This window comes from Fibrobacter sp. UWEL, assembly GCF_900142535.1.
Taxonomy (GTDB): Bacteria; Fibrobacterota; Fibrobacteria; order Fibrobacterales; family Fibrobacteraceae; genus Fibrobacter.
The window spans coordinates 19,060-45,308 of sequence record NZ_FRBE01000024.1; the positions used below are offsets into that span (position 1 = coordinate 19,060).

General features: G+C 51.2%; 21 protein-coding genes and 1 pseudogene. 18 read left to right on the plus strand and 4 right to left on the minus strand.

What is annotated here, in order from left to right; all coding sequences use genetic code 11:
* The first annotated feature begins 158 nt into the window (after positions 1–158).
* Complete coding sequence (locus tag BUB59_RS12840; protein WP_073230618.1) at positions 159–1,022, plus strand: PDDEXK family nuclease; 864 nt, start codon at positions 159–161, stop codon at positions 1,020–1,022.
* 363 nt (positions 1,023–1,385) lie between these two features.
* On the opposite strand, the gene BUB59_RS12845 is transcribed toward BUB59_RS12840, so the two are convergent.
* Positions 1,386–2,954 carry a glycosyltransferase gene (locus BUB59_RS12845; protein ID WP_234980054.1) on the minus strand — a complete coding sequence of 523 codons (1,569 nt, stop codon included), beginning with the start codon at positions 2,952–2,954 and terminating at the stop codon, positions 1,386–1,388.
* A gap of 246 nt (positions 2,955–3,200) precedes the next feature.
* Between BUB59_RS12845 and BUB59_RS12850 the strand changes: the two genes are divergently transcribed.
* The 13 genes from BUB59_RS12850 to BUB59_RS12910 all read left to right on the plus strand — a co-directional run bounded on the left by BUB59_RS12850 (position 3,201) and on the right by BUB59_RS12910 (position 15,283).
* The gene (locus BUB59_RS12850) at positions 3,201–3,641 is read left to right on the plus strand and encodes a sulfurtransferase TusA family protein (protein WP_234980055.1); all 441 of its coding nucleotides are present in this window, start codon (positions 3,201–3,203) and stop codon (positions 3,639–3,641) included.
* A gap of 10 nt (positions 3,642–3,651) precedes the next feature.
* Positions 3,652–4,230, plus strand: a complete 579-nt coding sequence (locus tag BUB59_RS12855; protein ID WP_073230621.1) for an SGNH/GDSL hydrolase family protein — start codon at positions 3,652–3,654, stop codon at positions 4,228–4,230.
* 9 nt (positions 4,231–4,239) lie between these two features.
* Positions 4,240–4,578: a hypothetical protein gene (locus tag BUB59_RS12860; RefSeq protein ID WP_073230623.1), complete on the plus strand. Its 339-nt coding sequence runs from the start codon at positions 4,240–4,242 to the stop codon at positions 4,576–4,578.
* Between the two features lie 117 nt (positions 4,579–4,695).
* Positions 4,696–6,582 carry a SulP family inorganic anion transporter gene (locus BUB59_RS12865; RefSeq protein ID WP_073230625.1) on the plus strand — a complete coding sequence of 629 codons (1,887 nt, stop codon included), beginning with the start codon at positions 4,696–4,698 and terminating at the stop codon, positions 6,580–6,582.
* Between the two features lie 432 nt (positions 6,583–7,014).
* Positions 7,015–7,611, plus strand: a complete 597-nt coding sequence (gene purN / locus BUB59_RS12870) for a phosphoribosylglycinamide formyltransferase (RefSeq protein WP_073230628.1) — start codon at positions 7,015–7,017, stop codon at positions 7,609–7,611.
* Positions 7,612–7,700: 89 nt separating this feature from the next.
* Complete coding sequence (locus tag BUB59_RS12875; protein WP_073230630.1) at positions 7,701–8,459, plus strand: ribonuclease HII; 759 nt, start codon at positions 7,701–7,703, stop codon at positions 8,457–8,459.
* Between the two features lie 161 nt (positions 8,460–8,620).
* Entirely contained in the window at positions 8,621–10,093 is a 1,473-nt protein-coding gene (locus BUB59_RS12880) for a FecR domain-containing protein (protein WP_073230632.1), read from the plus strand.
* Positions 10,094–10,322: 229 nt separating this feature from the next.
* On the plus strand, positions 10,323–11,015 hold the full coding sequence (locus tag BUB59_RS12885) for a MotA/TolQ/ExbB proton channel family protein (protein WP_200778839.1): 693 nt from the start codon (positions 10,323–10,325) through the stop codon (positions 11,013–11,015).
* A 9-nt stretch (positions 11,016–11,024) separates the two neighbouring features.
* Entirely contained in the window at positions 11,025–11,438 is a 414-nt protein-coding gene (locus BUB59_RS12890; protein WP_073230637.1) for an ExbD/TolR family protein, read from the plus strand.
* Between the two features lie 12 nt (positions 11,439–11,450).
* A complete protein-coding gene (locus BUB59_RS12895; protein ID WP_234980056.1) occupies positions 11,451–12,227 on the plus strand; it encodes a TonB C-terminal domain-containing protein in 777 nt (258 codons plus the stop codon).
* 30 nt (positions 12,228–12,257) lie between these two features.
* Positions 12,258–13,607, plus strand: coding sequence for a translocation protein TolB (locus BUB59_RS12900; RefSeq protein ID WP_234980057.1), 1,350 nt, complete (start codon positions 12,258–12,260; stop codon positions 13,605–13,607).
* Positions 13,604–14,209, plus strand: a complete 606-nt coding sequence (locus BUB59_RS12905; RefSeq protein WP_073230639.1) for an OmpA family protein — start codon at positions 13,604–13,606, stop codon at positions 14,207–14,209. Before BUB59_RS12900 ends, BUB59_RS12905 begins: the two co-directional genes overlap by 4 nt.
* Before the next feature lie 60 nt (positions 14,210–14,269).
* Positions 14,270–15,283, plus strand: a complete 1,014-nt coding sequence (locus BUB59_RS12910) for a tetratricopeptide repeat protein (RefSeq protein ID WP_073230641.1) — start codon at positions 14,270–14,272, stop codon at positions 15,281–15,283.
* 634 nt (positions 15,284–15,917) lie between these two features.
* Here the strand turns inward: BUB59_RS12910 and murA are convergent.
* Both murA and BUB59_RS12920 read right to left on the minus strand, forming a co-directional pair.
* Positions 15,918–17,201 (minus strand): UDP-N-acetylglucosamine 1-carboxyvinyltransferase, encoded by a 1,284-nt coding sequence (gene murA, locus BUB59_RS12915; RefSeq protein ID WP_073230643.1) that lies wholly within the window; start codon positions 17,199–17,201, stop codon positions 15,918–15,920.
* Between the two features lie 5 nt (positions 17,202–17,206).
* Positions 17,207–18,046 (minus strand): RDD family protein, encoded by an 840-nt coding sequence (locus tag BUB59_RS12920; protein ID WP_073230645.1) that lies wholly within the window; start codon positions 18,044–18,046, stop codon positions 17,207–17,209.
* Positions 18,047–18,160: 114 nt separating this feature from the next.
* On the opposite strand from BUB59_RS12920, the gene rapA reads away from it, so the two are divergent.
* Genes rapA through mutS form a run of 4 tightly spaced genes read left to right on the plus strand, consistent with a single transcriptional unit; the run spans position 18,161 to position 25,692 of the window.
* Positions 18,161–21,148, plus strand: coding sequence for an RNA polymerase-associated protein RapA (gene rapA / locus BUB59_RS12925; RefSeq protein ID WP_073230648.1), 2,988 nt, complete (start codon positions 18,161–18,163; stop codon positions 21,146–21,148).
* A 37-nt stretch (positions 21,149–21,185) separates the two neighbouring features.
* Positions 21,186–22,325: a glutamate 5-kinase gene (proB, locus tag BUB59_RS12930; protein ID WP_073230650.1), complete on the plus strand. Its 1,140-nt coding sequence runs from the start codon at positions 21,186–21,188 to the stop codon at positions 22,323–22,325.
* 11 nt (positions 22,326–22,336) lie between these two features.
* The gene (gene scpB, locus BUB59_RS12935; protein WP_073230652.1) at positions 22,337–23,044 is read left to right on the plus strand and encodes an SMC-Scp complex subunit ScpB; all 708 of its coding nucleotides are present in this window, start codon (positions 22,337–22,339) and stop codon (positions 23,042–23,044) included.
* Positions 23,044–25,692, plus strand: coding sequence for a DNA mismatch repair protein MutS (mutS, locus tag BUB59_RS12940; RefSeq protein WP_073230655.1), 2,649 nt, complete (start codon positions 23,044–23,046; stop codon positions 25,690–25,692). Before scpB ends, mutS begins: the two co-directional genes overlap by 1 nt.
* Positions 25,693–25,697: 5 nt before the next feature.
* Here the strand turns inward: mutS and BUB59_RS15850 are convergent.
* Positions 25,698–25,859 (minus strand): annotated as a pseudogene (locus BUB59_RS15850) (ATPase); the annotation flags it as partial.
* Positions 25,860–26,249: the final 390 nt, after the last annotated feature.

Here is a 26,249-nt window from a genome sequence, read left to right on the forward strand (position 1 = left end):
CAAAAGCCATGTACCTAGCAAATCTACATTCCCCCGTCCCCGTTCGTCAAGTAACGAAAGCCAATACAAAAAATTTTGCAAACAACTGTTGACAAAATGAAAGCTGTTACAGACAAACTCTTGTCTTTTCAAAAAATCAAATCTATAATAAGCCCACCATGAAAAAGAAAGTCAAACCTATTCAAAAGAAATCAACACGCAACGCGGTCAGCACACTCTCTACAGATAATATTGTAGAAGCCGCGACCAAACGTCTTCAAGAACTCGAAGCAGTCTTACCTATCTTAGAAGGGGCTTGCGCCAAGAAAGTTACAGAAAGACTTCGCATTCTCCAGAAGAAAAATTCTTTCCAATATTACGTCATTCCTAAGGGAGATAACTCCAACGGAATTTACCTTCACGCAAAACAGATTTCAAAAGCAGCGACCATCGCTCAATTTGACTACAATCAGAAAGTCATCGACTTGATGAAGCGAGACGTCAAGACGCTTCAATCTTTTCTGAATAGCTACCATCCCGAAAAATACGATCAGGCTTTTAGCACTCTAAACCCCGGGCGGAAACAAATTTTGAATCCTATCAGATATCCCGATGAAGAGTATGTGAAAAGATGGTGCGATGTTCCCTACGAAGGACTTTCCTTCCACAATGAGCATAACGAATACTTTACGGATAAAGGAATCCGCGTTCGTTCCAAGTCTGAGATGATTATTGCCAACAAGCTATCAAAAGCGGGAGTTCCCTTCCGGTACGAAGCCCCCGTCATCTTTGAAACACCACGACACATCAAGTTTCATCCCGACTTTACTTGCCTCAATGTCCGCACTCGAAAAGAAATCATCTGGGAGCATTTCGGCATTATGGACGATCCCGATTACGCCAATGAAACCCTCCAGAAAATCGGGTTGTTCGCCGCCAACGGGTATAGACTGGGGGATAACTTCCTGGCCACATTTGAAAACGGCAGGACTACACTTTCACTTCATCAAGTTGCGCAATACGTGAAGATGCTGGCAGAATAAAACAGCTCTTTTTCAGGAGGATACATACTAAACGCATCAAAAGCACAGTTTAGTAGGTACCTCTTTCCACACCGAAAAATGTGCATGCATACTAAACACCCCTCGCAAAGGATTTAGTAGGTATGGCGGCGAGTTTGGAAGTTGTAATTTAAGGATTTTCCCATCCGGTTAGCCGCCCTCGGCCAATTTGATGCATACTAAACAGGCCTCCAAGCGCTTTTAGTATGCACCAACCCAAACAAATAAAAAATTGGATACCTACTAACGCGCCCTAAAAAGCCATTTAGTATGCACCCGCTCTACAATCACATAAAAAAAGAGACGCAGTATCCTGCGTCTCTTTAATCTCATCTTTAAGGTCTGTTACTTACCTAAGTCCACGCCTTCCACATGGTGGTTTTCATCCTTGCGAGCCTTGTGAACTTCCACCAGGTTGCCCAGGTAATGCATGAAGCTCAAAACACCCACAGAGAGGAAGCCGATGGAATAAAGTGCCAGGAACGGTCCGATAATGAACTTCTGTGCGCCGATGTATTCCAGCAAACCGAAAATACAGTAGACGCCCACGCCCAGTTCGAGAACTGCCTGCCAGGGGAACTTCTGCTTGTAGTGGCTGGTTGCCTTCTTCTTCTGGCCCACACCGCTCTTGGGGGTGCGGACGAAGCCGCTCTTATGTCCGGTCACTGCAGCGAATACTGCCTTGGTGTTGCTCACTGCGATACCTACGCCCAGAGCCATGAGGATGGGCATGCTCAGCAGGCGAACCTTCCAACCAGTATAGCCGGAGCAGCGCTGTGCAACGAAGTAAAGAACAGAAGGAGCAATTGCAGCCAGGAAAATGAAAGTAAAGCCAACAGTGTAAGCCCAGACCGGCAGGTTAGCTACGGGCTGGAAGAATGCCAACAGAGGCCATGCACACAGTGCAGTGAACAACATGCAGGGGTGGATGGAATAGTGGGTGGTATGAAGGATTGCACCGATCTTCACGCGGAAAGGAACGTTTGCCTTGAGAACGCGGGGGAGGATCTTCTTTGCGGTCTGGATAGAACCCTTTGCCCAGCGGAACTGCTGTGCCTTGAAGGAGTTGATATCGTTGGGAAGTTCTGCAGGGACGATCACGTCGAACACGAACTTCATCTTCCAACCAGCAAGCTGGGAACGGTAAGAAAGGTCCATGTCTTCGGTCAGGGTATCGCCTTCCCAGCCGCCACCGCCATAGATGGCCTGCTTGCGCCAGACACCTGCGGTACCGTTGAAGTTCATAAAGAGCTTGCCCCAGCTACGTGCGGACTGTTCCACCACGAAGTGGCCGTCGATACCGATGGACTGAGCAAGAGTAAGACCGGATTCGGTGCGGTTCAAGTGACCCCAGCGGCCCTGGACCAGACCAATCTGTTCGTCCATGACCAGGTAGGGGATGGTCTTCAGGAGGAAGTCCTTTTCGGGTACGAAGTCGGCATCGAAAATGGCAAGGAAATCGCCCTTGGCGATGGCCATGGCTTCCTTAAGGGCGCCGGCCTTGAATTCCTGGCGGTTCACGCGGTGGATCAGCTTGATGTCGTAACCCTGAGCCTGCAGTTCTTCCACCTTCTTCTTGGCCACTTCGTAGCATTCGTCGGTAGAGTCGTCCAGCACCTGGATTTCGTGCTTGTCCTTGGGGTAATCTATGGCGCATACAGCCTCAAGGAGACGTTCGACACAGTTAGCTTCGTTAAAGACGGGAAGCTGGGTGGTGACCTGAGGCAGGTCCGCCATGCTGTGTTCGCGATAGAACTGCAAGATCTTCTTGCGGTCGGAAAGGCGTGTGGTACGGCTGTTCTTGAGGAACAAGTAGATACTGTAGTAACAGCTGAAACCGTAGATAACGAGACCAACACCCGCAATCACATAGACTGCGAACATGATGTCCAGTAGGATTGTACTGATTGCCATATAACCGTATAACCTATTTAAATTGGTGCTTTTTACAAAGCTTGGCGCCAAATATAGAAACGCTACAGGAACTTTGCTACATTTATCCCGTAATTTTTACCTAAAATGAGCCCTATGTTTCATTTTTGGCTAAAAATGACCAACATTGTAATAAAAATGGCACAAAATCAAAATTCTGACAGTCCTATCGTCCGATGGCTCAAAGCCAATCAAAATTCCCCTTCTTTTCAGGGGGCTTTACGGAAATTGCTGTCTTTTGCCTGTGCCGAATGGTTTTTGAAGGGCTCTGGCACGGTGGTTCCCCCTGAACAGGCGCTTTCCTGGGTGGTTTCGGCGAATTTGCCCCAGTTTCCCCTGGGGCAGTGGCTGGAAGACCAGGACCATCTGGATGAAATAGCCGGTTTTTGCGAATCCGTCAAGACTTTGCCTCTTCCCGAGGGACTAGAGCGGGAGCTCCCGAAGGTCCTGGACCTCCGTGGCGTGGTATGCCCGCGGAACTCCGCCCGCAGCAGGCTGGTCATGGCCGGACTCCCCGAAGGTTATCACATGACTATCTATCTGGACGAGGGGTCTCCTATCGAAAATGTGCCGGGTTCCCTGGTGGCAGATGGCCATATTGTTGAAAAAAGAGTGAAAAAAGAAGGTTTTTGGGAATTGACTGTGGTCAAACACTCTACAAGTGTGTAGATTATAGTCAGTGGAAAACCGTACTCTTATTATAGGCGATGAACTTTTTGGCGACCAGGGTGAGGCTGCTCACCGCTGCGCTGAGCTTATTTTGTGCCTTGAGGCCAATCGCCCGGTCCAGTTTTCCATCAATGCCCCCGTTTCCCAGACATTGGCCCAGCTAAGAACCCGCGTATCTACGGATGTGATTGGAAAGAAGCCTGGTCGTATCGTCCTGGGGCTTGGGCTAAAGGATTTAAATAGGGGTGGGGCTGACTATAAGCTAGTATTTGAGCAGTACAGCCAGTTCGTGGATGACGTTTTGAACAAAACCTCGTCCCCGGTTCATCTCTTGACCATTCCAGAAGACATGTTGCCCAATGCTCGAAACCAGGTGGCTTGCCTCAACGATCTGATCCGCGGCTTGCAGGAAAAAGACCGCGTGAATGTTTTCGATTTTGCCGCCTACGCCGATATATATAAAGAGAAGCAGGTGGAAAGAGGCAAGTTTGGCCGCAGCATCTACACGGAGGAAGGCAAGCCTACCTCCCTGTGCAATACCCTTCTGGCCCTGTTCCTACAGGAATGCATTTTGAAAGAATTAAAGTAAGGAGTTATCATGAGCTTAACAGACGATCATTTCCAGCGTAAACTTGCAGCCCAGAGCCGTGCCTGGGACCAGACCAGCGAAGCTCCCAAGAAGGAACGCGCTCCCCGCGAACCCGCCGCTCCCAAGATGGGTATTTGCGATAAGTGCAAGCAGGAAAAACTGCTCCGCTCTTTCCGCAGCAAGGAAACTACCGTTTCCAATGGCGCTGCTAGCTATGGCACCGTGGTCAAGCATCTCTGTGAAGATTGCGCTCCCAAGTCCCGTCGTGAAAGGGACGCCGAAGTCCCCCAGATGGACAAAAAGCAGGTGAAGGGCCTCCTGAGGGCCGCCCGCAAGGGACTCCTTTAATGTGTCATCCCCGACCTGATCGGGGATCCTGCCTTAAAAAGCTCAAAATTTTCCCCCTTAACAAGAAAGGGGGATTTTTTTAAATTTGGCGCGCGCTTTTAAGAACGGAGACGCCAAATGTCTAACATTAATGCAAAAGAATCCGTCAAGAAATTCCTGGCTGAATCTGTAGCAACTGTCACCCCCGAACTGGTCAAGTCCATCAAGAGGGGTTATACCAAGCAAAATCTCGTAAGCGACTTGATGTCCGGCGTAATCGTGGGCATCCTAGCATTGCCTCTGGCAATTGCCTTCGCTATCGCTTCCGGTGTGGGTCCTGAACAGGGTCTTTACACTGCCATCATCGCTGGCTTTACCATCAGCTTGCTGGGTGGTTCTCGCTTCCAGATTGGCGGTCCCACTGGCGCCTTCATCGTGATTGTCTACGGCATCGTGAGCCAGTATGGTTACGATGGCCTGGCTTCCGCAACTCTCCTGGCCGGTATCATCCTGATTATCTTTGGCCTTGCAAAGTTCGGCGCCATCATCAAGTTCATTCCTTATCCGGTGACTGTGGGCTTTACCGCTGGTATCGCCGTGATTATCGCCCTGGGTCAGGTTCCCAACTTCTTTGGCTTGAAGTTCCTGGCTAAGGACCCTGCAGACGCTATCGGCAAGATCAAGCTTTATGCATCTTCCTTCGATACCGTCAACATCTACTCCGTCATCATCGGTATTATCGCTCTGGCTGTCTGCATTCTGTGGCCCAAGATTACCACTAAGGTTCCGGGCTCCCTCATTGCTATTATCGTTGCTACCGTCATCGTGAAGGTTCTTGGCTGGGACGATCCCGTTTCCGGTCACGGCGTTGTGACCATCGGTATGAAGAATCACATTCCTTCCGGTTTCCCCACTCCGCACCTCCCGAACATTAGCTTGGCCATGATGCGTGAAGTGTTCCAGCCGGCTTTGACTATCGCTATTCTCGGTGCTATCGAATCCTTGCTTTCTGCAGTGGTTGCCGACGGTATGACTTCTACCAAGCATCGCTCCAACACCGAACTTTTCGGTCAGGGTGTGGCTAACCTTCTTTCTCCCGTGTTTGGCGGTATTCCTGCTACTGGCGCAATTGCCCGTACTGCTACCAACATTCGTAACGGTGCTGTTTCCCCGATTTCCGGTCTTGTTCACGCTGTTGTGCTGCTCCTCATCATGCTGGTGCTGGGCAAGTATGCCGAAATGATTCCTATGGCAGCTCTTGCTGCAGTGCTCTTCCAGGTGGCTTTCAATATGTGCGGCTACCGCGCTGTGATCAAGATGTTCAAGCTTCCCAAGAGCGACGTGATCGTCATGCTGGTGGCTTTCTTCCTGACCGTGATCATCGACCTGACTGTTGCTATCGAAGTGGGTGTGTTGCTTGCTGCAGTGCTGTTCATCAAGCGTATGTCTGATGTGGCTGAAGTGGAAGCTGTTACTACTGCTCTCAAGGCTGACGATGAAGAAGCTGCTCGCAATGAACTTGCCCGTCAGGTTCCCAAGGGTGTTGTGGTTTACGAACTGGCTGGTTCCCTGTTCTTCGGCGCTGTAGACAAGTTCAAGGAAACTCTGAACCGCATTGCTGTAAAGCCCAAGATTCTCATCATTCGTATGCGTTCTGTTTCCAGCATTGACGCCGCAGGTATCAACATGATTGAAGACCTGATGAATCACTGCAAGAAGGATGGCACTCAGTTGCTGCTGTCTGGTGTGCATGCCCAGCCGGTGGTCGCTCTGACCCGCGCAGGCGTGCTGAAGCAGCTTGGCGAAGAAAATGCCCTGGGTAACATTGATGCTGCCTTGAACCGCGCCCGCGAAATCCTGGGCCTGCCGGTGGTTGACGTTTCCATCGATCCGAACCCCACTGTAAGCTGGGAAAAGGGTCTGGACAAGCCTTGGCTTCCGGAAGAATCCAACGCTGCTGTGGCTGAAGGTACTCCCGAAGTCATCGCAGAAAAGGTCTCCGAAGAACCCGTCTGGAAATTATGATGTTGGGGGCTCTGCCCCCAAGCCCCCGTCGCAAGGCTACGGCTTCTCAAGAGCTTCGCTCTTGTTTACCTTGCCTTGCTCGTCGGAGGGAAGCGGAGCTTCCACTCCGATCTTCGCAGGAAAGGCTGCTGGATTGATTCCGGCGGCTTTTTTTTTCGGGGTGTTGTATAGTGTTGTGATGTTCACCACAGCATATAGGGGGTGTGATTCCTGTCACTTTGGTAATTGAGGGCGGGTTTCTAACTTTGCAGCTGAAGAACGGGTGGTGCCGTTTGGGATGTGGTTATTTGGAGCTACAGTGGACAAAAAAAATATCTTGTTACAGCGTCGCAGTACTTTTGGGGATTTCACCTTGAACTATGTTGCTGCAATGATGGTTGTTTTAGGCGTACTTTTCTGCCTTTAGTATAGAATTTTTTTATCTTTGCGCCCATGTTAAAAATAGGCGTTATGGCTTCCGGCGGTGGAAGCAACTTTAAAGCAATTATTGACCGTATTGGCGAAGGTGATCTGGAAGCCCAGTGCAAGTTCCTGATTACCAATAACGCTGGCTGCGGAGCTGTGGGACATGCCAAGACTTATGGCATTCCTGTCCATCATATTTCTGGAAAGACTCATCCTGAACAGGAAGCCTACGAGGCTGCCCTGCTGGAAGTGCTGGACAAGTATGATGTGGACCTGCTGATTCTGGCGGGTTACATGAAGGTGCTGCCCCTGTGTGTCCTGAAGCGCATGCCGGATCGCGTTCTGAACATCCACCCGTCCTTGTTGCCGAAGTTTGGCGGTAAAGGTTACTTCGGGATTCATGTTCACGAAGCAGTCCTTGCTGCTGGCGAAAAGGAATCTGGCCCCACGGTACACTTGGTTTCCGAGGAAGTGGACACCGGTCGCATCCTGGGCCAGGTGAAGGTTCCCGTGATGGATGGCGATACTGCTGCCGAACTGGCTGCCCGCGTCCTGGTTCAGGAACATGATTTGTTCTGGCGTGTCATCAAAGAATACGGCGAGACCATAACATCCAGAGGCTAAATGCTAGTTATGAGTTACGAATTATGAATTACGAACTCATAACTCATATCTCATATCTCATATCTCATAACTCGTATCTCGTATCTGTCATGAAGTTTAAGGTTCCAGAGTTTTTAGAGGGGATTGAATCGCCTGTTGATGGTGAGGTTGCCATGCGCAACCACGCACCGGCGGCGATCGTCGTGGGAATCGACGAAGTGGGCCGTGGCCCACTGGCAGGCCCCGTGGTGGCCTGCGCCGCCGTCCTGAAGTCACCCGATGCCCTCTTGACTCTGAACGATTCCAAGAAGCTGACCCGCCCAAAGCGTGAGACTATGTACCAGGCGGTGAAAGACGCCTGCGTATGTTACGCCATCGCCAGTGCCAGCGTTCAAGAAATTGACGAAATAAACATTCTGGAAGCGGACTTCCTCGCGATGCGCCGTGCCCTGCAGGCCCTAGGCCTGCCTGGAATTAAAGAAACTGCGCCCCAGATTCCTATTGAGGTAAAAGGCAGTTTCGCCGATGCCGCCCTCCTGACGAGTCCCGCCGCCGACCCGCAGCAGCCCGCGGTCTTGATCGCTGTGGACGGAAATCTCAAGATTCGCGGGATCCCTCAGGAAATCCAACTTCCCGTAGTGAAGGGGGATGGTCGCGTCGCCAGCATTTCGGCCGCCTCCATCCTGGCGAAAGTTTTCCGAGACCGCTATATGGACGACCTGGAAAAGAAGTATCCCGGCTATGGCTTTGACAAGCACGCGGGGTATGGTACCAAGGCCCATCTGGAAGCGATTAAAAAACAGGGGTATACTCCCGAGCATCGCATGAGTTTCCATCCCAAGTCCCTCCAACTTGAACTGGAATTCTAGTTTATTTTACTTTACATTCATTCTTTTTCCTTTTTTAAGGGATATTTTCTTTTAGAATGCCTTTCATCCGTGTGATGTGGGGCATAGTGTACCGATTATTTTAGTGGATTTGCTTGAATCTGGATTTTCTGTTGTTATCTTTTACGCCAAAGAGATTTGTCATGATTAGAAAGCACCTCATTTTTTTGATTAGCCTTTCCCTTGCATTTGTCGCCTGCAAGGAATCCGCTCAGGAAACCGTCAAGACAAGTATGACCCCCGCCAATGCCGCAAAAAGTGCCGCAGCATTTGAGGCGAAGGTCCGTAGCTCCTTGGGTACTGCCGAGTTGCGCAAGGCTCTGGACGAAAAATGGAAGAATCTTCGTGTGGGGCAGATGGTTCGCGATAACGACCGCGTTCGTACTGCCGCAGAATCGGAAGTGGTCCTCAATAACTTTGACGGTACCGTCTTCCTCATTTCCGAAAAATCCGACGTAGAATTTAATGCCGCCTTCCGTGACTCTGTCCGAGGCGAAGTGAATGTGTTTATCCGTAACGGTAACATCCAGTTCGATGTCCAGAAGCAGAAAAAGAGGCAGTACAACTTCGGTACGGGTACAGCAACTGCATCGATCCGCGGTACGGCAGGGTTTGTGGGTAGCCTGGACGGCCAGCTGGTGGCTTCTCTCAAGGAAGGCCTGGTGGACGTGAAGGATATTAAGGGCGAAACCTCCGCTATTAAGGAAAACGAAACCATCCTGGTGACCAAGTCTGGTGAATCCATGACCATCAAGCTGGAATCCTCTGGTTCTCCCGCCTTGTTTGCAGCCCTGGACAGCATGGCCAAGGCAGGTGGCTTAAAGAACCTTGCCGATCTGAAGAAATCCCTGCAGGCTTTCGACGCCGCCTATGTGGCAGAAAAGAACAAGTTTGGCGAAAACCTAAAGTTCGAGCCGGTTTCTCTTCCCTCTAAGGTTTTCAGACCTTCTGTCACCCTGAAGGCTAAGCTCACTCCGGGCGTCTATGTGACTGTCATGGGTGTAACGGACAAGGTTCCCGAGTCCGGCATTTATGAACGTACCTTTACCTGGGATGAAAACGCAACTGGTCCGAAGCGTTTCCTTGCAGTCTGTAGCGATGGTTCTGTGGAAGTCAAGTGCAACACCTGGAATACGGAGTACGTCAAGAGCGGTGCTGAACAGGCTCCCGAAGTCACTCCTGCAGAAAAGGCCGTAGAACCTGTTTCCAAGGCAAAGACTGCACCTGCAAAGCATGCCGCAAAGGCTGCTCGCGAACATAAGAATAAGCTTGGTCTTGTGGTCAGCCTGCCGCCTTCCGAAGGGGGTGAAATTCTGGAAACGGACTCCCTGGGTCGTGACACTCTGGAAATGATCAAGGTTCCCAGCGGTCAGGTGCTGGTGGATGCCAACCTGAAGATTGTTCTGTCAGGAATTGACAGCGCAGGCGTTGCCGAAATCGATACCATCTTCATTCTCCGTATGGGGCATGCCGATGAGATCATTACCGACATTTCTGGAACCTCCTACAGCCGTAAGGTCACCTTCCTGAAGAATGAAATCGCCAAGTACGAAGTGGCCGCCAAGTTGAAGGACGGATCTTACGTCTGTGCTTTCAAGACCTACATCGTGGACTAGAAATTCTTGCCTGATGGCGGGATTTGTAAAATAAACCATTAGTTTGTTAAATATACTGGACCTTGTGTCCCGAAGCCCCTTTTTGGGGCTATTTTTGTATGGCAAAATTTGAACTGGGCGTTTTGGCGCCGTTTTTGTACATTGTGTGTGCAATGTTTAAAAATTTTGCGGAAAAAGTTTTTATCTTGTTGTCTGTCAATAAGTTACGTAGTTTCAAAGGGAGGCTATCTTGAACAACTCTGTTCCTCTGCTTCAAATGATTACCCAGTCGGATATCGCAACGATTGTGGTTCTCTCCATTTTAGCGATCATGTCTCTGGGTTGCTGGGGCATCATTATCGTGAAGTACGTGGTGAACAAGAAAAACCAGCGCGCAAATGTGGTGTTTTTCCGCAAGTTCAGCAATGTGCAGCAGTTCGTGGAACTTCAGAGTCTGTGCGAATCCGCCGACGAAAGCGCCCTGCGCCGCCTGACGGACGAAGTGCTTAAAGAAGCCTCCAAGTTCAGTAACTTTGTGAGTTACGATTCCATCCAGCACCGCGCGTCCCTGCTGGAAGATACCATCCAGCGTTCCATCGAAGGCCTGCGCCTTTCCGAAGACCGCTACTTGAGCTTCCTTGCCACCAGCTCCAACCTGGCCCCCTTCTTCGGTCTGTTGGGTACGGTGTGGGGCATCATGGTTGCCTTCTTCCAGATCGGTCAGCATGGTTCTGCAGACCTTTCCGTGGTGGCTCCGGGTATCGCTATGGCTTTGATCACCACCGTCGCAGGTCTGGTGGTTGCAATTCCCGCCTCTGCCGGTTACAACTACTTTACCTCCCATAACGGTCAGAACGAAATTTCCTACTACAACTTTGGTTCCCAGGTGCTGAGCTTGTTCAAGCGCGGCGACTTGCTCGCTCTTGAAGAAGTGGCTGGCTAGGAGGCTTGAGTGAAGCGTAGCCGCGGAAAAGAACTGAAGCAGGAGATGAACCTGACGAACATGATCGATATCGTGTTCTCCATCTTGATTGTGTTCATCATTTCTGCGCCTCTCATGAGTCAAGGTGTGAAGGTTGACCTCCCCAAGGCCGAAGCACCTACCATGGAGCAGGAAAAACTTTTGAAGGTGTCCATCACCAAGAACGACGAGATCTACATCGCTGACATGATGGTGGATTTCGACAGTTTCAACAACGTTTTTAAATCCCTGTGGAACGGCGAAATGGCCGTGGTCATCAACTCCGACGAGGACGTGAAGTACGGCCTGGTGATGAAGGTGGTGACCCAGGTGCAAAAGCTGGGCGTTACAAAGCTTGGGTTCCTTACCATGAACCCCAAGGAAAAGCCCGGTAAAAAGAGATAGTCAGGTATTTTTTTGAGCGACAAGAATCAACATATCGAGTACTTCTCGGACCACGACAATGGGATGGTTGCGAAGATTGTTATCTGCGCAGTGATTTTCCATGTGGCTATTGCTGGTGCTTGCTTTGCCCTGCATTTTGTGGACTTCAAGGAAGAGCCGGAACCCATTCCCGTATTCGAGATGGTGCAGGTACAGCCTCAGGTGAAGAAACCTCAGGCTCCTCGCGTGAAGCCTCCTGAACCTCCCAAGCAGGAACCGCCTCCAGAACAGCCGCCCGAGGTTAAGCCCCGTCCGGAACCCAAGCCCAAGGTGGATCAGGAACTGCCTCCGGATATCAAGCCCGAGGAAGAGCCGAAGCCAGAGCCGGAACCGGAAGAAGTGAAGGAAGAACCTGCACCGGAACCCACTCCCGAGCCGGAACCTGTGGATGACTTTGAAGTAGACGATCTGGATCTTCCTGCGACCATGGAAGCTTCCAGCTTGAATCCTGTGGGATCTGTGGATATGGACCCGCTGATGCAAGTTTATCTGGAACGTTTAAAACAAATTATTATGGGCAACTTTAATCCGCCGGCAAATCTGAACGTTCCGAAGTCTATCAAGACTACGGTTCAGTTTACGGTGGACCGCTTTGGTACAATTTCTGCAGTGTTGTTGAAAAAGTCTTCTGGCAACAAGACCTGGGATCACCTGTCCGTTCGCGCGGTGAATATTTCCAAGGTGCCGGAACTGCCGCCTAACTTTAGAGCTCCCTCTCTAATCTTGCATTTCAACTTCACGCCGAACTAGGATTAGAAGAACATAGAAGGTACTGAAAAAATGACTGAGCGTAAACAAGTAATGGTCCGTCAAAAGGTGGGAAAGATTTTCCGCATTTCTTCCCTGGCGCTGTCCATCGTATTCTGGCTTTTGCTCTTGTTGCTCCCCTCCGTAAGTTCCGCAGCTATCGATACCATCGCTGTGGACGTGGGTATTTCTGTCTTCAAGACGATGCCCATTGGTGTGGTACCTTTCTCTGAAGCCAAGGGCAATATCGAATGGGTGGAAGAAAAACCTCATCAGATTGTGACCCGCGACGCAGAACTTTCTGGCCGTTTCGAGGTGATTTCCTCCGACAAGTTCAACCTGGCCTTGTTCAGCAAGAAGCGAGCAAAGCATTACATTACGGGCCGTGTGGCGCCTCAGCCGGGTGGCAAGCTGAAGCTGGAATGCTTCCTCTATGTGGCTCAGACGAAGGACCTTCTCCTTGGTGAAACCTACACGGTGTCCCAGCAGGATTTGCGCCGCGCCATGCACCAGTTCTTTGACGAGGTGATCATGCGTTTGTGGGCAGAACCGGGTGTGGCATCCACCAAACTGGCTTATGTATCCAAGATCGATGGCATCAAACAGGTGGTGGTTTCCGACTATGACGGCTTCCATCGCACCCAGGTGACCCGCGATACGGTTATTAGCATGATGCCTGTGTGGATGAAAGATAACAAGGGCCTAATTTATGTGAACTTCAAGACCCATCGCCCCAAGCTTTACTCCAAGATGTTCGGCGGTTCTGAAAAGATGTTGTTCCCCCAGCTGGATCAGACTTACAGTCCGGCTGTGAACCCGAAGACTGGCGAACTGCTGTTCTCCAGTACGGTGGACGGAAAGACGGACTTGTTTATCGGTAACCCCGCTAATGGAAAAGCACGTAAGTTTGCTTACCTGAAGTCCAACCAGACGAGCCCCGCCTGGAGCCCCTACGCTTCCGAAGTGCTGTTTACCAGCGACCGTGGCGGTGGCCCGCAGATCTTTGTGATGGGAAGCGATGGCAGCGACCTGCGCCGCGTTACCTTCATGGGGCGTTATAACGAACGTGCCAGCTGGTCTCCCAAGGGTGACCGCATTGCCTATACCTCCATGGACGAAGGCAAGATGAATATTTATACCTGCGCTCTGGATGGCTCTGACATTGTCCAGCTGACCAGTAATGCAGGGAACAACGAACATCCGACGTGGTCTCCCGATGGAAACCTGATCGCATTCTCCAGCAACCGTAGCGGTAGCTATCAGATTTATATCATGAGAATGGACGGTTCCAACGTGACCCGCATTACCAACTCCGGGGAAAACACTGCCCCCACATGGTCTTTTTATTACGAAAATCCTAACAAACAGGAAGGTGCAAAATGAATAAAGTAAAACTCGCTCTCATCGCCGGCGCTGCATGCATTGCTCTGGTCGGTTGCTCCAAACGTCAGCCCGTGCAGACTGAACCTGCCGCAGCTCCCGCTCCCGCCGCACAGACTGAAGCTCCGGCTCCCGCAGCTGAAGCAGCTCCCGTCAACCAGGACTCCCTGGCTGCAGAACAGGCTCGCCTGGAAGCTGAACGCATCGCTGCTGAAAAGGCTCGCTTGGAAGCAGAACGCGCTCGCCTGGAACAGCTGATCAACCAGATCATGAGCGAAGATGTTTACTTCGACTTTGACCGTTCTGAACTGACCGAAAAGGCTAAGGAATTGCTGGCTCAGGTTGCAGAACTTCTCCTGAAGGAAACTCGCTTTACTATCACTATCGAAGGCCATACCGATGCTCGCGGTACCGAAGACTATAACTTCACTCTGGGTGCAAAGCGCGCTATGAAGGTGAAGGAATTCCTGGCTGCTTACGGCATTGACGGCAAGCGTATGGAATCCGTGAGCTACGGTAAGGAAGCTCCCAAGGCAGAAGGCCAGACTGAAGAAGCCTATTCTCAGAACCGCCGTGCTAACTTCCGCGTGAATATCAAGGACTAAGTTCTAGGCCTTGATGGCCCGGGAATAATTGTCTTGAAATAGTTTTTTGAAGAGGTAAAGATGAAACGTTTGGCTCGTGGTATTGTAAGCCTTGCCGTTTTGACATTTGCTTTGACGGGTTGTAGCCAGATCACCATGCTGCGCACCCAGGAGATTCAGGATGTTGGTACTAACGTCCAGAAATCTGTGGGCAAGAAAATGAATTCTGCTGTGGCTAAGCTCACTGCTCAGAATGATTCCTTGCGCGCCGCCCTGGATTCTGCAAACTACCGTCTGGATTCCATGATGACTGCCGCTACCTTCGCACAGAAGCGCATGCAGGCCGAAATCACCATGCTCTCCCGCCGTGTGGCAGACGAATCTGAACGCAACGATTCTAGACAGGAAGAAATTATCTACCGTCTGGATATGCTGTTGGGTAAGTCTGACAAGATCCTGGCAAAGAAGGTTGTGGTCAGCGGCGCTCCCGCTCCCATTTCCTTGGATAGCCTGGAACGTGAAGCCGAAAAGCTGGTGGAAGCAGAAGCCATGTTCAATACCGCCCGCAGTGACTATCACCGCGGTGAGTTCAAGCTGGCCTTTACCGGATTCAAGCAGGTTTATGAAACCATGAAGACTGGGGAACTGGCAGAGAATTCTCTCTACTGGATGGCCCTGTGCCTCATTGACGTAAACCAGATTGACAAGGCAAAGAAAGTCTTTAACAACATGACCGAAACCTTCCCGGAAGGTCAGAAGACTTGCCCGGCTCTGTTCAAGATGTCCTTGCTCTACTCCGAGGAATGTGACACCGAAAAGCAGAAGGCTTACCTCCAGAAGATTCTTTCCAGCAAGCATTGCGAAAAGTCCGCTGAATTCGAACAGGCCGCAGAAATTCTCCAGGAAATTCTGGAGAAGGAAGAAAAGGCCGCCGCTGGTGAACCCGTAGAAGCTTGCGTCCCTAAGGAACGTGTTGCATTGCCTGCTGCACCTCAGGCTGCAAAACAGAACGCTCCCCAGGCCGCTAGCGAAACTCCGGTGGACCCCGCTGCCGCCGCCGCAATGCCCGCTGCAGAAACCTCTGTAGCTCCGTAAGTCATCTTTCGGGTTGACTGCAAGGTCGCTCGGATTGATCGCAGGATAGATTGCGCGCAATCATTAACGTAAAGATAGGCTGCGCGCCGCCCACAATTTTTTTCTAGAGAGAGAAGATCCCGCAGGAGAAATCTTGCGGGATTTTTGCGTCATATGGTGGCTCGCGGGGATATTTGGGCTTCGCAGGATTGTCGGGACCCAGCGGGTGTGAAAAACCTTTGAAATTTGCCAACTGATACCTACTAAATTGCTGAAAAGGGGCAAATAGTATGCATTGTCAAATGCTGTTTGTTTAGCGATACCTACTAAATGGCGTAAAATGGTTGTTTAGTAGGTATGAAATCCCCAAAATCCACTCGCATGGAGCCAAATTTATGGAGTAAAAGGGGCAAATTGCCCTTTTATAGGGACAAAATCCTCCCAAAAATGCCGACGGGTACCTACTAAATGGCGTAAAATGGTTATTTAGTAGGTATGAAATTTTCAACCAGGGGGTGCTGTAACTTGACGAAAAAAATGAATACTTTGAGGAGGTGGTTTTACCACCCCTCAAACAAAAAAGAAAGATCCCAAAGCAAAACTTTGAGGATCTATTCTTTTTTCGGGGTTCCAAGGGGCAGAGCCCCTTGCGTCTCTATAAATTATCGTCTTCTTCGTCGTCGGAATGGCGAATCACGACACCGCCGATCTTGGCCACCTTATTCTCGAAGTCTTCGTAACCGCGGTCCAGATGGTACACGCGGCTGACGGTACTTTCACCTTCGGAAATAAATGCTGCAAGAACCAGAGCTGCAGTAGCGCGCAGGTCACTGCCCATGATTTCGGTACCTTCCAGCTTGGTACCGCCCTTGATAATAGCGGTATTGCCGTTCACCTGGATGTCTGCGCCAAGACGTTGCAGTTCAGCCACATGCTTGAAGCGGTCATTGTAGACTGTATCCTGGATGGTGCTGTTGCCCGGGATGGAAACGAGGGTTGCCATGAGGGGTGCCTGCATATCCGTAGGATAACCCGGGTAGGGAAGGGTGGTGACGTTAATGGGCTTCAGTTCCATACCGCGGGCATCCACCTGGGCCCAGTCATTACCTACGTCCACCTTACAGCCCATATCGCGGAAAGCGTCAAGAGTGCTTGCAATATGTTCGGGGAAAACCTTGGTGACCTTGATACAACCGCGGGTGATTGCGGCGGCACAGAGGAAAGTGCCTGCCTCGATACGGTCCGGAATGGTGTAGCACTTTCCGGGGCGTAGAGCTTCTACGCCCTGCACCGTCAAGGTGCGTGTGCCGCGACCCTGGATCTTGGCGCCCATAGAATTCAGGAAGTCCACCAGGTTGTCAATTTCAGGTTCAAGAGCGGCATTCTGGAGAACGCTGGTGCCCTTGGCAAGAGTTGCTGCCATCAGGACGTTAACGGTGGCGCCTACAGAAGAAATGGGGAAGTTGAAGTTACCGCCGGGAAGACGTCCTTCACAAGTGGCTTCCACATAGCCGCGGGTAAGAGTAATCTTTGCACCCAGTGCTTCAAGACCCTTCAAATGCAGGTCCACAGGGCGGGGGCCCCAAGCGCATCCGCCGGGCAGAGAAACGCGGCAGCGTCCAAAGCGGGCTACCAGAGGGCCCAGCACGTAGAAGCTGGCGCGCATGGTCTTCACCAGTTCGTAAGGAGCTTCCAGATGGTCTGCGCCACGAGTGTCAATTTTAAGTTCGTGAGATTCACCGCTAATGCGGCAGCCAATGACGCGGAGCACGTCGGACATGGTCTTCATGTCCTTCAGGTGAGGCACGTTGGTGATTTCAGAAACGCCATCTGCCAGGAGGGCTGCTGCCATCACGGCGAGAACTGCATTCTTTGCACCGGAAATTTCGACTTCACCTTCCAGGGGCTTTTCAACCTGATGAACTTCAAAACGATACATATAAACTATTTCTCCTGGTCTTCTTCCTGAGAAGTACCATTATTATTCTCATCGTTCTTTTCAATTACAGAACGAACTTTTATTTTGTATTCAATAACCACACGGGTACGGGCAATGTGGTCGTGAAGGGCCCTACGCTTGGGGTCAATCATCACGATCAGGTAACCAAGGCCGTACAGTACCAGGGTGAACTGGGTAAACATGCTGGCGATATAGCGGATAATGCTGGTGAGCCAGCAGACCTTTTCGCCTTCGGAAGTTTCCACTCGCAGGTGCAAAAGCATCTTGCCGGGAGTGGCGCCCTTGATGGCTGTGAAAATGATAAAATACAGTGCCTGGATAAAGCTTGTAATCATGAAGAGAATTTCCAGGCTGGGTTCCTTCAACATCTGGTCCAGAATTTCGCTGAAACTCGCATTGTTGCCTGCATTTGCGATGGAATTCATGGCGTTATTCATGGACTCGGGATCGATTATCTGCAGCGCTGCAAGAACCTGCATGATGAGCAGGCCTATCAGAGTCAAGATGATGTTATCGATGGCGAATGCCAGACCTCTCGTAAAAAAGCCTGCGTATCTCTTTTGCAGCTTCTTCTCGGCGACTTGCTGGGCCAAAAGTTCCTCGATGGTCTTTTTCAGCAGTTCTTCGTCTTCGGAGGTGGTGAAGGTGGGCTTGGATTCTTCCATGTCCTTCCAGGGGACAAAATTGTCCAGGCCGGAGTGCCAAACCAGGGTGTCGTCCGTGATTTTTTTCTCCTGGACCAGGTCGCGAATTTCGTCGAGGTTGTAAGGACCCTTGCGACGTTCGCCGTCTGTAATGGATTCATCGATGTAGTACCAAGTCATACGGGCTACAATGTAGAAAAAATTATGGGGAATTTTTACAAAAGCGTGATTTGCTACCGATAAAGGAAAAAGGATAAAAGCCGAAATTCTGAAAAAAAACTAAATTGGGGGCTTATGATGAATTTTAAGGTTGGCCAACGCTACGTAAGTCAATCGGAACCTGCTCTGGGACTTGGTATTGTCACAGAGGTTCAGGACCGTATTGTGAAGATTTCTTTCCCCGCCATGAACGATGTTCGTCTTTACCGTTCCATGGGGGCTCCTGTAGATCGATTCCAGTTGAATCCCGGTGAAACCGCTAAGAACGATAAGGGTCTTTCCTTTTCCGTTGAATCCGTGAAGGAAGTGGACGGCTTGTTCATTTACGAAGGTCGTGGTGGACGTACCATGAAGGAATCGGAACTGAACGCCAAGATTTCCATTGCCCGTCCGGCAGACTTGTTCCGTGCTCTTACGGAAAGTCGCGTTTCCGAAAGCGCCCAGTTCCGCCGTCGCGAAGAAGCCCAGCAGCTTTCCTGCAAGTGGATTTCTTCTCCTGTCCGCGGTATGATTGGCCCCCGCGTGAGCAAGATTCCTCACCAGTATTACTTGTGCCAGCGCGCTTGCTCCAGCTCCACACTGCCTCGCCTGATGCTTTCCGACGAAGTGGGCCTGGGTAAGACCATTGAAGCCGGCATGATTTGGCACGCCTTAAAGGCCCGCGGTCGCGTGAACCGCACCTTGGTCATTGTGCCGGAAACCTTGAAGCACCAGTGGCTGATTGAAATGAAACGCCGCTTCAACACCTTGTTTACCCTGGTGGATGAAGGCTACCTGAAGGGCATCTTTGTTGCCGATGACGACGACAAACCCAATCCGTTCAGCCTGGCCAACGACATTATCTGTTCCATCGACTTCCTGATTAAGCAGCCTGCTTTGATTGAAGACTTGCTGAAGGTGCAGTGGGACATGACCATCATCGATGAAGCTCACCATCTGGTGTGCGAAGATGGTTTTACTAGCCATGAATACCTGCTGGCAAACGCTGTGATCCAGCGTTCCAAGGGCGTATTGCTCCTGACGGGTACTCCGCTGCAGTTCCATCCGGAATCTCAGTTTAACCGCCTGAAGATGTTGGACCCGGTCCGCTTTGCGGACTACAATAACTTCATCAAGGACCAGGACGCTTACCGCAAGTTGGTGAACGAACTGAACAAGCTCCCCACCGATCCTGGCCAGCAGATGAGTTGGGACGACTTGAACGAAGCGGTTCCCAAGAAATCCATGATTAGACCTTGGCTGGAACAGGAAAGTGCAAAGTCCATGCCCGCCGACGAATGGATCCGCCGCATTGTGGATGCTGTAGGTACGGGTTCCGTGGTGTTCCGCAACACTCGTAAGGGCGTAGGCGGATTCCCCAAGCGTGTTCTGGACGAAGTGGCTCTGGAACCTAATGAACGTTACCGCGAGATGGTAAACGTTGCCGCTGAAAATGATCTTGATATGTCCACCGATATCCAGGAAAACGGCTTGCTGTGCACCAGCTATTCCGATGCCTGGTGCATGGACGAACGCTACGTGTGGCTGAAGCAGTTCCTGAAGGACCATAAGGACGACAAGGTTCTGTTAATTTGCGAATCCATCCAGGTGGTGCTTGCTCTGGAAGCACTCCTCACGGAATATCTGGGCGAAGGCGCCTTCTCCATGTTCCACGAGAACATGACCATTATGGCTCGCGACAAGGCTGCTGCCAACTTCAGTAAGGAAAATGGCGCTAACCTGCTGATCGCTTCTGAAATTGGTTCTGAAGGTCGTAACTTCCAGTTTGCCCATCACCTGATCCTGTTCGACCTGCCGCTGGATGCGTCCCTGGTGGAACAGCGTATTGGCCGCTTGGACCGTATTGGCCAGACCGAAAACATTATCATTCACGTTCCTTACGTGAAGGGCTCCGGCCAGGAAGTGATGTTCCGCTGGTACCATAACGGCTTGAATGCTTTTGGCACTCCCATGATGAGTGGTGGTGAACTGTTCCTGAAGTATACGGACGACCTGATTGCCGCCCTTGCTGAACCGCAGAACTATCTGGAACACTTCATCGAGGAAGTGATCCCTCAGGTGAAGAAAGATTGCGATTCCATGCGCAAGAACATTGAAAAGGGTCGTGACCGCCTGCTGGAATTCAACTCCCGCAATCCTGCCAAGGCAAAAGAAATTACGGACGAAATCGAACGTATCGATGGAGAAAAGGAATTGCAGACTCTGGTCTTCGATTCCCTCATGGATCGCGGTCTTGAAATCGACAAGAGCATTATCCCCGGTTGCTTCGTGGTGACCATGGGTACTCAGGTGGAAGCTGGCTCCGTTCCTGGCATGCCCGAAAACATTGGCGGCATCCCGGGAAGTAACGGTGGCGGTGGCCGTGTGGTCCAGGCTGTGGGTGACTTCTCCGAAGGCTCCGGCGGTGACGGCGACGCTCGCTACTCCGACTCTTCCAGCTTGACCATTACCTTCGATCGTAAGGTGGCCATGATTCACGACGAAGTGGATTTCGTCAGCTTGGAACACCCGCTGTCTCAGGGCGTCCTGGATTTTGAAACCACTCTGGACAATGGCGCCGTGGCTTGCAACATTTGGCAGAACTCCGGAATGCGCGGCCTGGTCATGCAGTACAACTTCGCAGTGGAATTCTCCATCAGTGAAGATTGGGGCGTTTCCGACATTGCGGGTCCCAAGTACATCAGTGTGCTGGTGGCCGCCAACGGTGACGACCTTTCCGCAAAGATTCCGGAACTGAAGAACGCTTCCTTCAAGGATGTGCCTGTTCCTCAGGGCAACGCCGCTGTGAATATGACCCTCAAGTATTTCGGTAAGGATGGTCTGGCCATCGCTCGCCGTGTGGTCATGGCTCAGGCTAAGGAAATGGCAGAAACTGCTGCCGCTGCAGTAGAAGCCCGCGCCGAGCAGGAATACCAGCGCATGAATCACTTGCTGACTATGCGTGGCAAGGCCGGTAACAACGACCAGCTGAAGCAGCTCCGCAAGAATGCTCAGGAATGGAAAAAGATTATCAGCACCCCGCAGCTCCGTCTGGATGCAATCCGCCTGCTGGTTTGCCGCTAAACTCTAGCCCCTAACCCCTAACCCCTAGCCCCTAATCATGAGTGAATTAAGAAAGAACATTTTGAATGAATCCCGCCGCATTGTGGTGAAGATTGGTTCCCGCATCCTGGTGGATTCTGAAAAGGGTGGCGTTCGTACCCGTTACATCCAGAAGCTGGCTGACTCCGTCGCACGCCTGATGGAAGCTGGCAAGGAAGTTGTGATTGTGACTTCCGGTGCAGTAGGTACTGGTATGAGCCAGCTGGGCTACAAGGAAAAGCCTACCGTTATTGCTGAAAAGCAGGCTTGCGCTGCTGTGGGCCAGATTGACTTGATGTACGCCTATCGTGAAATGTTCCGCTGGTGTCAGCTTTCTGTGGGCCAGATTCTTTTGTCTGCTGATGACTTCCGCGATCGCGGTCGCTACAAGAATTTGCAGAACACCATCAAGGCAATGCTTGCCCGAAAGATCGTTCCCATCATCAACGAGAACGACTCTCTGGCTGTTGCTGAAATCAAGGTGGGCGATAACGATAAGCTGTCCTCTGACGTGGCTTTGTTCTTGGATGCAGACCTGCTGCTGATTTTCACTGACGAAGACGGTTTGTTTGACGACAATCCCAAGAAGAATCCTAACGCACGTTTGCTGCGCTTTGTTCCCGAAATTACTCCTGCGGTTCTTGCTCTGGCTGGCAAGCCCGGCGAAGCCGGCTCCGCTGTAAGTACCGGCGGTATGCGCAGTAAGCTGGAAGCTATCCGTAACGTTACCAAGAGCGGTTGCAATGCGTTCCTGGCTTGCGGTATGCGAGTGCTTCCTCATGAAGTGATTCTTGAACAGGCTGAAGGTACTCTGTTTGTGGGCTCTGCAAAGAAGTTGAACAGCCGTCAGCGTTGGCTTAGCTTTATTACCACTCCCCGCGGAAGTGTGGTGGTGGACGAAGGCGGCGTAAAGGCTTTGCGCGAAAAGCATTCCAGCTTGCTGCCTGTTGGCGTTGTTGCCGTGAAGAAGCATTTCGACAAGGGCGACTTGATTGAAGTCCTTGATGCAAACGGCGAAGCTGTGGCCCGCGGTGTTGTAAAGTTTGATAGCGAAACTTTGAAGCTGGTGCTGCACAAGAAAACTTCTGAAATCCACGCCTTGCTGGGTAAGGACGTGGCCGATGAACTTGTCCACAAGAACGACTTGGTTGTATTCTAAGAGGTTGCTCTATGGCAGAGAATCAAGATATTGACGAATTGGCCGAAGAATCTGCGGAACTTCCTAAAGTTGAAAGTCAGGAAGACCTTGCCCGCATTATCCAGGCTCTGGTATTTGCGTCTCCGGATGTGGTGACATTGAAAAAGCTCCGCGAAATCCTGGGCGACTTTTTGGATGCTCGTTTGGTTTCTGATGCACTCATTGCTGCCAATGATTCCCTGAACAAGATCAACTCTCCGTTTGAAATTGTGGAACAGGCCGGCGGTTATCGCTTCCGTACCCGCGCCAAGTATTATCCTTGGGTCCGCAAGCTCTTCCCGGAAGTAAACGCTCGTCGCTTGAGCCAGGCCGCCTTGGAAACTCTGGCCGTGATTGCTTACCAGCAGCCCATAACCAAGGCCGCCATTGAACAGGTTCGTGGTGTGTCTTCTGTGGATGGCCCCATCCGTAACCTGCTGGACAAAAAATTTATTGCATTGGGTTCCCGTGCGGAAACTGTGGGCAATCCCTACACGTACGTTACCACCCAGGAATTTATGAAGTACTTCGGCATCAATCGTATTCCCGAAGATCTGCCTCGCCTCCGCGAATTCAGTGAACTTCTGGAAGCTGGCGCATTGGTACCTCAGTATGCCAAGCCGGAATCCATTGCTACCGAAGAACCTGTGGAACCGGAAGAAAATCCGGATCAGGTTGAACTTTCCATGGGAGATCTGTAATGGCTTGCACTCCCTTAATGCAACAGTATTACGATATCAAGGCTCAGAACCCTGGTTGTATTCTGTTCTTTAGAATGGGCGACTTCTTTGAACTGTTCGAAGAAGATGCTGTCATTGCCTCTAAGATTTTAGGCATTACTCTCACGAGCCGTAACAATGGTGCCTCGGGTGCTACGCCCCTTTGCGGTTTCCCGCATCACGCCGCCGAACGTTACGTTCCCAAGATGGTGGCCGCTGGTTATCGCGTGGCCATTTGCGAACAGGTGGAAGACCCTAAGCTAGCCAAGGGCATTGTCAAGCGCGACATTGTGGAAATCATCAGTGCCGGCACCGCCATGAACGAAGCCAACCTGGATGCCAAGGAAGCAAATTACCTTTGCGCTTACATCCCGGGAAGTGCCGACACCACGAAGGATGCCGCTGAGGGCAAGGCTGAAACCGCAGTGTTCTCTATCGCCGATGTGACCACGGGTTACCTTGCTACTTGCAAGAGTTCCATTCAGGCTTTCGAATGCGAATTCTGCCGCCGCATGCCTAAGGAAATTCTCGTTCCCGAAGGAACCAAGATTCCCGCCGGCGTCATGGACTTGGTGAAATCCGAAAACATTTTGATTACGGAGCTTCCGGGTTTCCAGTTCGGAGAAGAAGCCGCCCGCGACACGCTCTTTAGCCACTTCAAGGTTGAAGCCTTGGATGGTCTCGGACTTGACGGCCGCCCCGAAGAAACTGCTGTCACTGGAGCAATGCTTCAGTATTTGATGTACCAGAAAAAATCCGAGCTCTCGCACTTTACGGCTCTCGAGATTTTGAATCTGGACGACTATATGACTTTGGATCCGTCCACCTTGCGCAACCTTGAGCTGGTGCGCCCGCTGAACGCCGACGATATGAGCAGCACTCTTTGCTACGTGCTGGACTTTACCGTTACTGCAATGGGTGGCAGAACTTTGAAGGATTGGGTGAGCCATCCGCTGATTTCCGTGGACCGCATCAAGGAACGCGAAGAAGCTGTGGACGAACTGGTCAACAATCCTGTTGCACTTGATGAACTGAAGGAATCTCTCACTTCCATTCTGGATATGGAACGCTTGATGGGCCGCGTTGGTTCTGGTCGCGCCAACGCCCGTGACCTTGCTGGTATGGGCCGTTCCCTGGCTCAGGCTTCCAAGGTGGCTGAAGTTCTGGAAGGTTTGCGTTCCCCGATTTTTGAACCCATGCGTGACGCTTTGATGCGCGCCCAGGGTAGGGGAGAGGAACTTCTCAGCCAGTTCAATGATGACCTGCCGTTGACCGTCCGCGAAGGCGGTATGATTCGCGAAGGTGCCAACGCAGAATTGGACGCCATGAACGCTGACATTAAGGATCGCCGTCAGTGGATTGCCTCTTTGGAAACCCGCGAAAAGGAACGTCTTGGCATTCCCAGCCTGAAGGTGGGCTACAACAAGGTCTTCGGTTATTACATCGAAGTGACCCGCGCCGCCATGGCCAAGGCTACCAACCCGATTCCTGACGAATACATCCGTAAGCAGACTACGGTAAATGCAGAACGTTACATCACTCCCGAAATGAAGGAATGCGAATCCGTCATTAGCAATGCGGAAGTGAACATTCACGCTCTGGAATACAAAATCTTTAGCGAACTCCGCGAACGCGTGAACTCCTGGCGCGCCGAGCTGCAGGAAATTGCAAATGCCATCGCCCGCGTGGATACGCTGTACAGCTTTGCTCGCGCCGCACGTAAGTACAATTACGTTTGCCCCGAGGTATTCGAAGGCTCCGGCATCGAAATCAAGGGCGGGTTCCATCCCGTGATTGTGGCGGTGAATCCGGACTTGGACTTCATTAGCAATGACGTGAAGCTGTCGCCTGAGGCCACCCGACTGATGCTGATTACCGGTCCCAATATGGCTGGTAAATCCACTTACCTGCGTCAGACCGGCCTCATTGTGCTGATGGCGCAAATCGGCTGTTTCGTGCCTGCGGAATCTGCCCGCATTGGCGTTGTGGACCGTATCTTTACCCGCGTGGGCGCCAGCGACCGCCTGAGCCGCGGCCTCTCGACCTTCATGGTGGAAATGATTGAAACCGCAAACATCCTGCGTAACGCAACCTCCCACAGCCTTGTGCTTCTGGACGAAATCGGCCGCGGTACCAGTACCTTTGACGGTCTCTCCATCGCATGGGCCATCGTTGAAACGCTTCACGACGAACCCGCTCGCGCTGCCCTCACGCTGTTTGCTACCCACTACCACGAATTGACTGGTTTGGTGGATGGCTTGGAACACGCCGGCAACTACCAGGTGGCCGTTCAGGAAAAGGGCGACAAGTTGCTGTTCCTCCACAAGATTCTTGAAGGTGCCTGCGACTCCAGCTATGGTATTCACGTGGCAGAAATGGCGGGCCTTCCCAACAACGTGTTGCGCCGTGCCCGCAAGATCCTGATGCGTCTTGAAAAGCATAAGATCGACCCCAGCGACGAAGCTGCCAACAAGAAACTGAAGGAAAAGCCCCAGGTGGATCTGTTCGCTCCTCCTGACGAAAGCACCACTCTCCTGAAGGAAGAAGTGCGTCGCCTCCGTCCCGAAGAAATGACCCCCATGCAGGCTCTTCAGTATTTGATGGACCTGAAGGAACACTATGGGAAATAGTTGCTCTACCTCTGCGTTTTCAGCCAGTGGGCGAAAAAATAATCGTAAACCCGGTAACTGCCGGATTCTTGCGTAACGAGTTGCTATGCAAGCAATCCTTTTAGCGCTGCCTGAACACTGCTGGCTGATACCAGGTTGTATTTCTTAACAAAGTCCGCAGAGGTCACATTGTTTGTCGACATCTTTGATTTGGCAGGTTTTGCCCTGGGGTGTTGAACGCCTTATATACATTGTGTATGACTTCTCCAGCTATATTCTTGTTGTGCTTCGAAAAAAACTTCTCGCTTTGCTAATTCTGCAAAAAATGACAGTAAAAAATCAAAAAAAACATACATAGTGTATAATCTATGTCACATTTTGATTTGTAAAAAAGTCTTGGATAAACGAAATTTTACACCCGAATTCTATTTGCAAATGCATAATCCGAGCGGAATCTGAAGGATGCAAAAAAGGCCCCCAGATGGGAGCCAGCTAGGATAACTAAATTGCAACCTTCTCTTACCACAAAGAGGTTGCATTGAGTCATCTTAACCGAGAGCAAAGATACAAAATTCTTG

What these genes read in the sequence shown, in the direction of transcription:
- BUB59_RS12840 (WP_073230618.1), top strand. Translation starts at nt 159, where the DNA reads ATGAAAAAGAAAGTCAAACCTATTCAAAAGAAATCAACACGCAACGCG.
- BUB59_RS12845 (WP_234980054.1), bottom strand. Translation starts at nt 2,954, where the DNA reads ATGGCAATCAGTACAATCCTACTGGACATCATGTTCGCAGTCTATGTG.
- BUB59_RS12860 (WP_073230623.1), top strand. Translation starts at nt 4,240, where the DNA reads ATGAGCTTAACAGACGATCATTTCCAGCGTAAACTTGCAGCCCAGAGC.
- BUB59_RS12865 (WP_073230625.1), top strand. Translation starts at nt 4,696, where the DNA reads ATGTCTAACATTAATGCAAAAGAATCCGTCAAGAAATTCCTGGCTGAA.
- purN (WP_073230628.1), top strand. Translation starts at nt 7,015, where the DNA reads ATGTTAAAAATAGGCGTTATGGCTTCCGGCGGTGGAAGCAACTTTAAA.
- BUB59_RS12875 (WP_073230630.1), top strand. Translation starts at nt 7,701, where the DNA reads ATGAAGTTTAAGGTTCCAGAGTTTTTAGAGGGGATTGAATCGCCTGTT.
- BUB59_RS12880 (WP_073230632.1), top strand. Translation starts at nt 8,621, where the DNA reads ATGATTAGAAAGCACCTCATTTTTTTGATTAGCCTTTCCCTTGCATTT.
- BUB59_RS12900 (WP_234980057.1), top strand. Translation starts at nt 12,258, where the DNA reads ATGACTGAGCGTAAACAAGTAATGGTCCGTCAAAAGGTGGGAAAGATT.
- BUB59_RS12905 (WP_073230639.1), top strand. Translation starts at nt 13,604, where the DNA reads ATGAATAAAGTAAAACTCGCTCTCATCGCCGGCGCTGCATGCATTGCT.
- BUB59_RS12910 (WP_073230641.1), top strand. Translation starts at nt 14,270, where the DNA reads ATGAAACGTTTGGCTCGTGGTATTGTAAGCCTTGCCGTTTTGACATTT.
- murA (WP_073230643.1), bottom strand. Translation starts at nt 17,201, where the DNA reads ATGTATCGTTTTGAAGTTCATCAGGTTGAAAAGCCCCTGGAAGGTGAA.
- BUB59_RS12920 (WP_073230645.1), bottom strand. Translation starts at nt 18,046, where the DNA reads ATGACTTGGTACTACATCGATGAATCCATTACAGACGGCGAACGTCGC.
- rapA (WP_073230648.1), top strand. Translation starts at nt 18,161, where the DNA reads ATGATGAATTTTAAGGTTGGCCAACGCTACGTAAGTCAATCGGAACCT.
- proB (WP_073230650.1), top strand. Translation starts at nt 21,186, where the DNA reads ATGAGTGAATTAAGAAAGAACATTTTGAATGAATCCCGCCGCATTGTG.
- scpB (WP_073230652.1), top strand. Translation starts at nt 22,337, where the DNA reads ATGGCAGAGAATCAAGATATTGACGAATTGGCCGAAGAATCTGCGGAA.
- mutS (WP_073230655.1), top strand. Translation starts at nt 23,044, where the DNA reads ATGGCTTGCACTCCCTTAATGCAACAGTATTACGATATCAAGGCTCAG.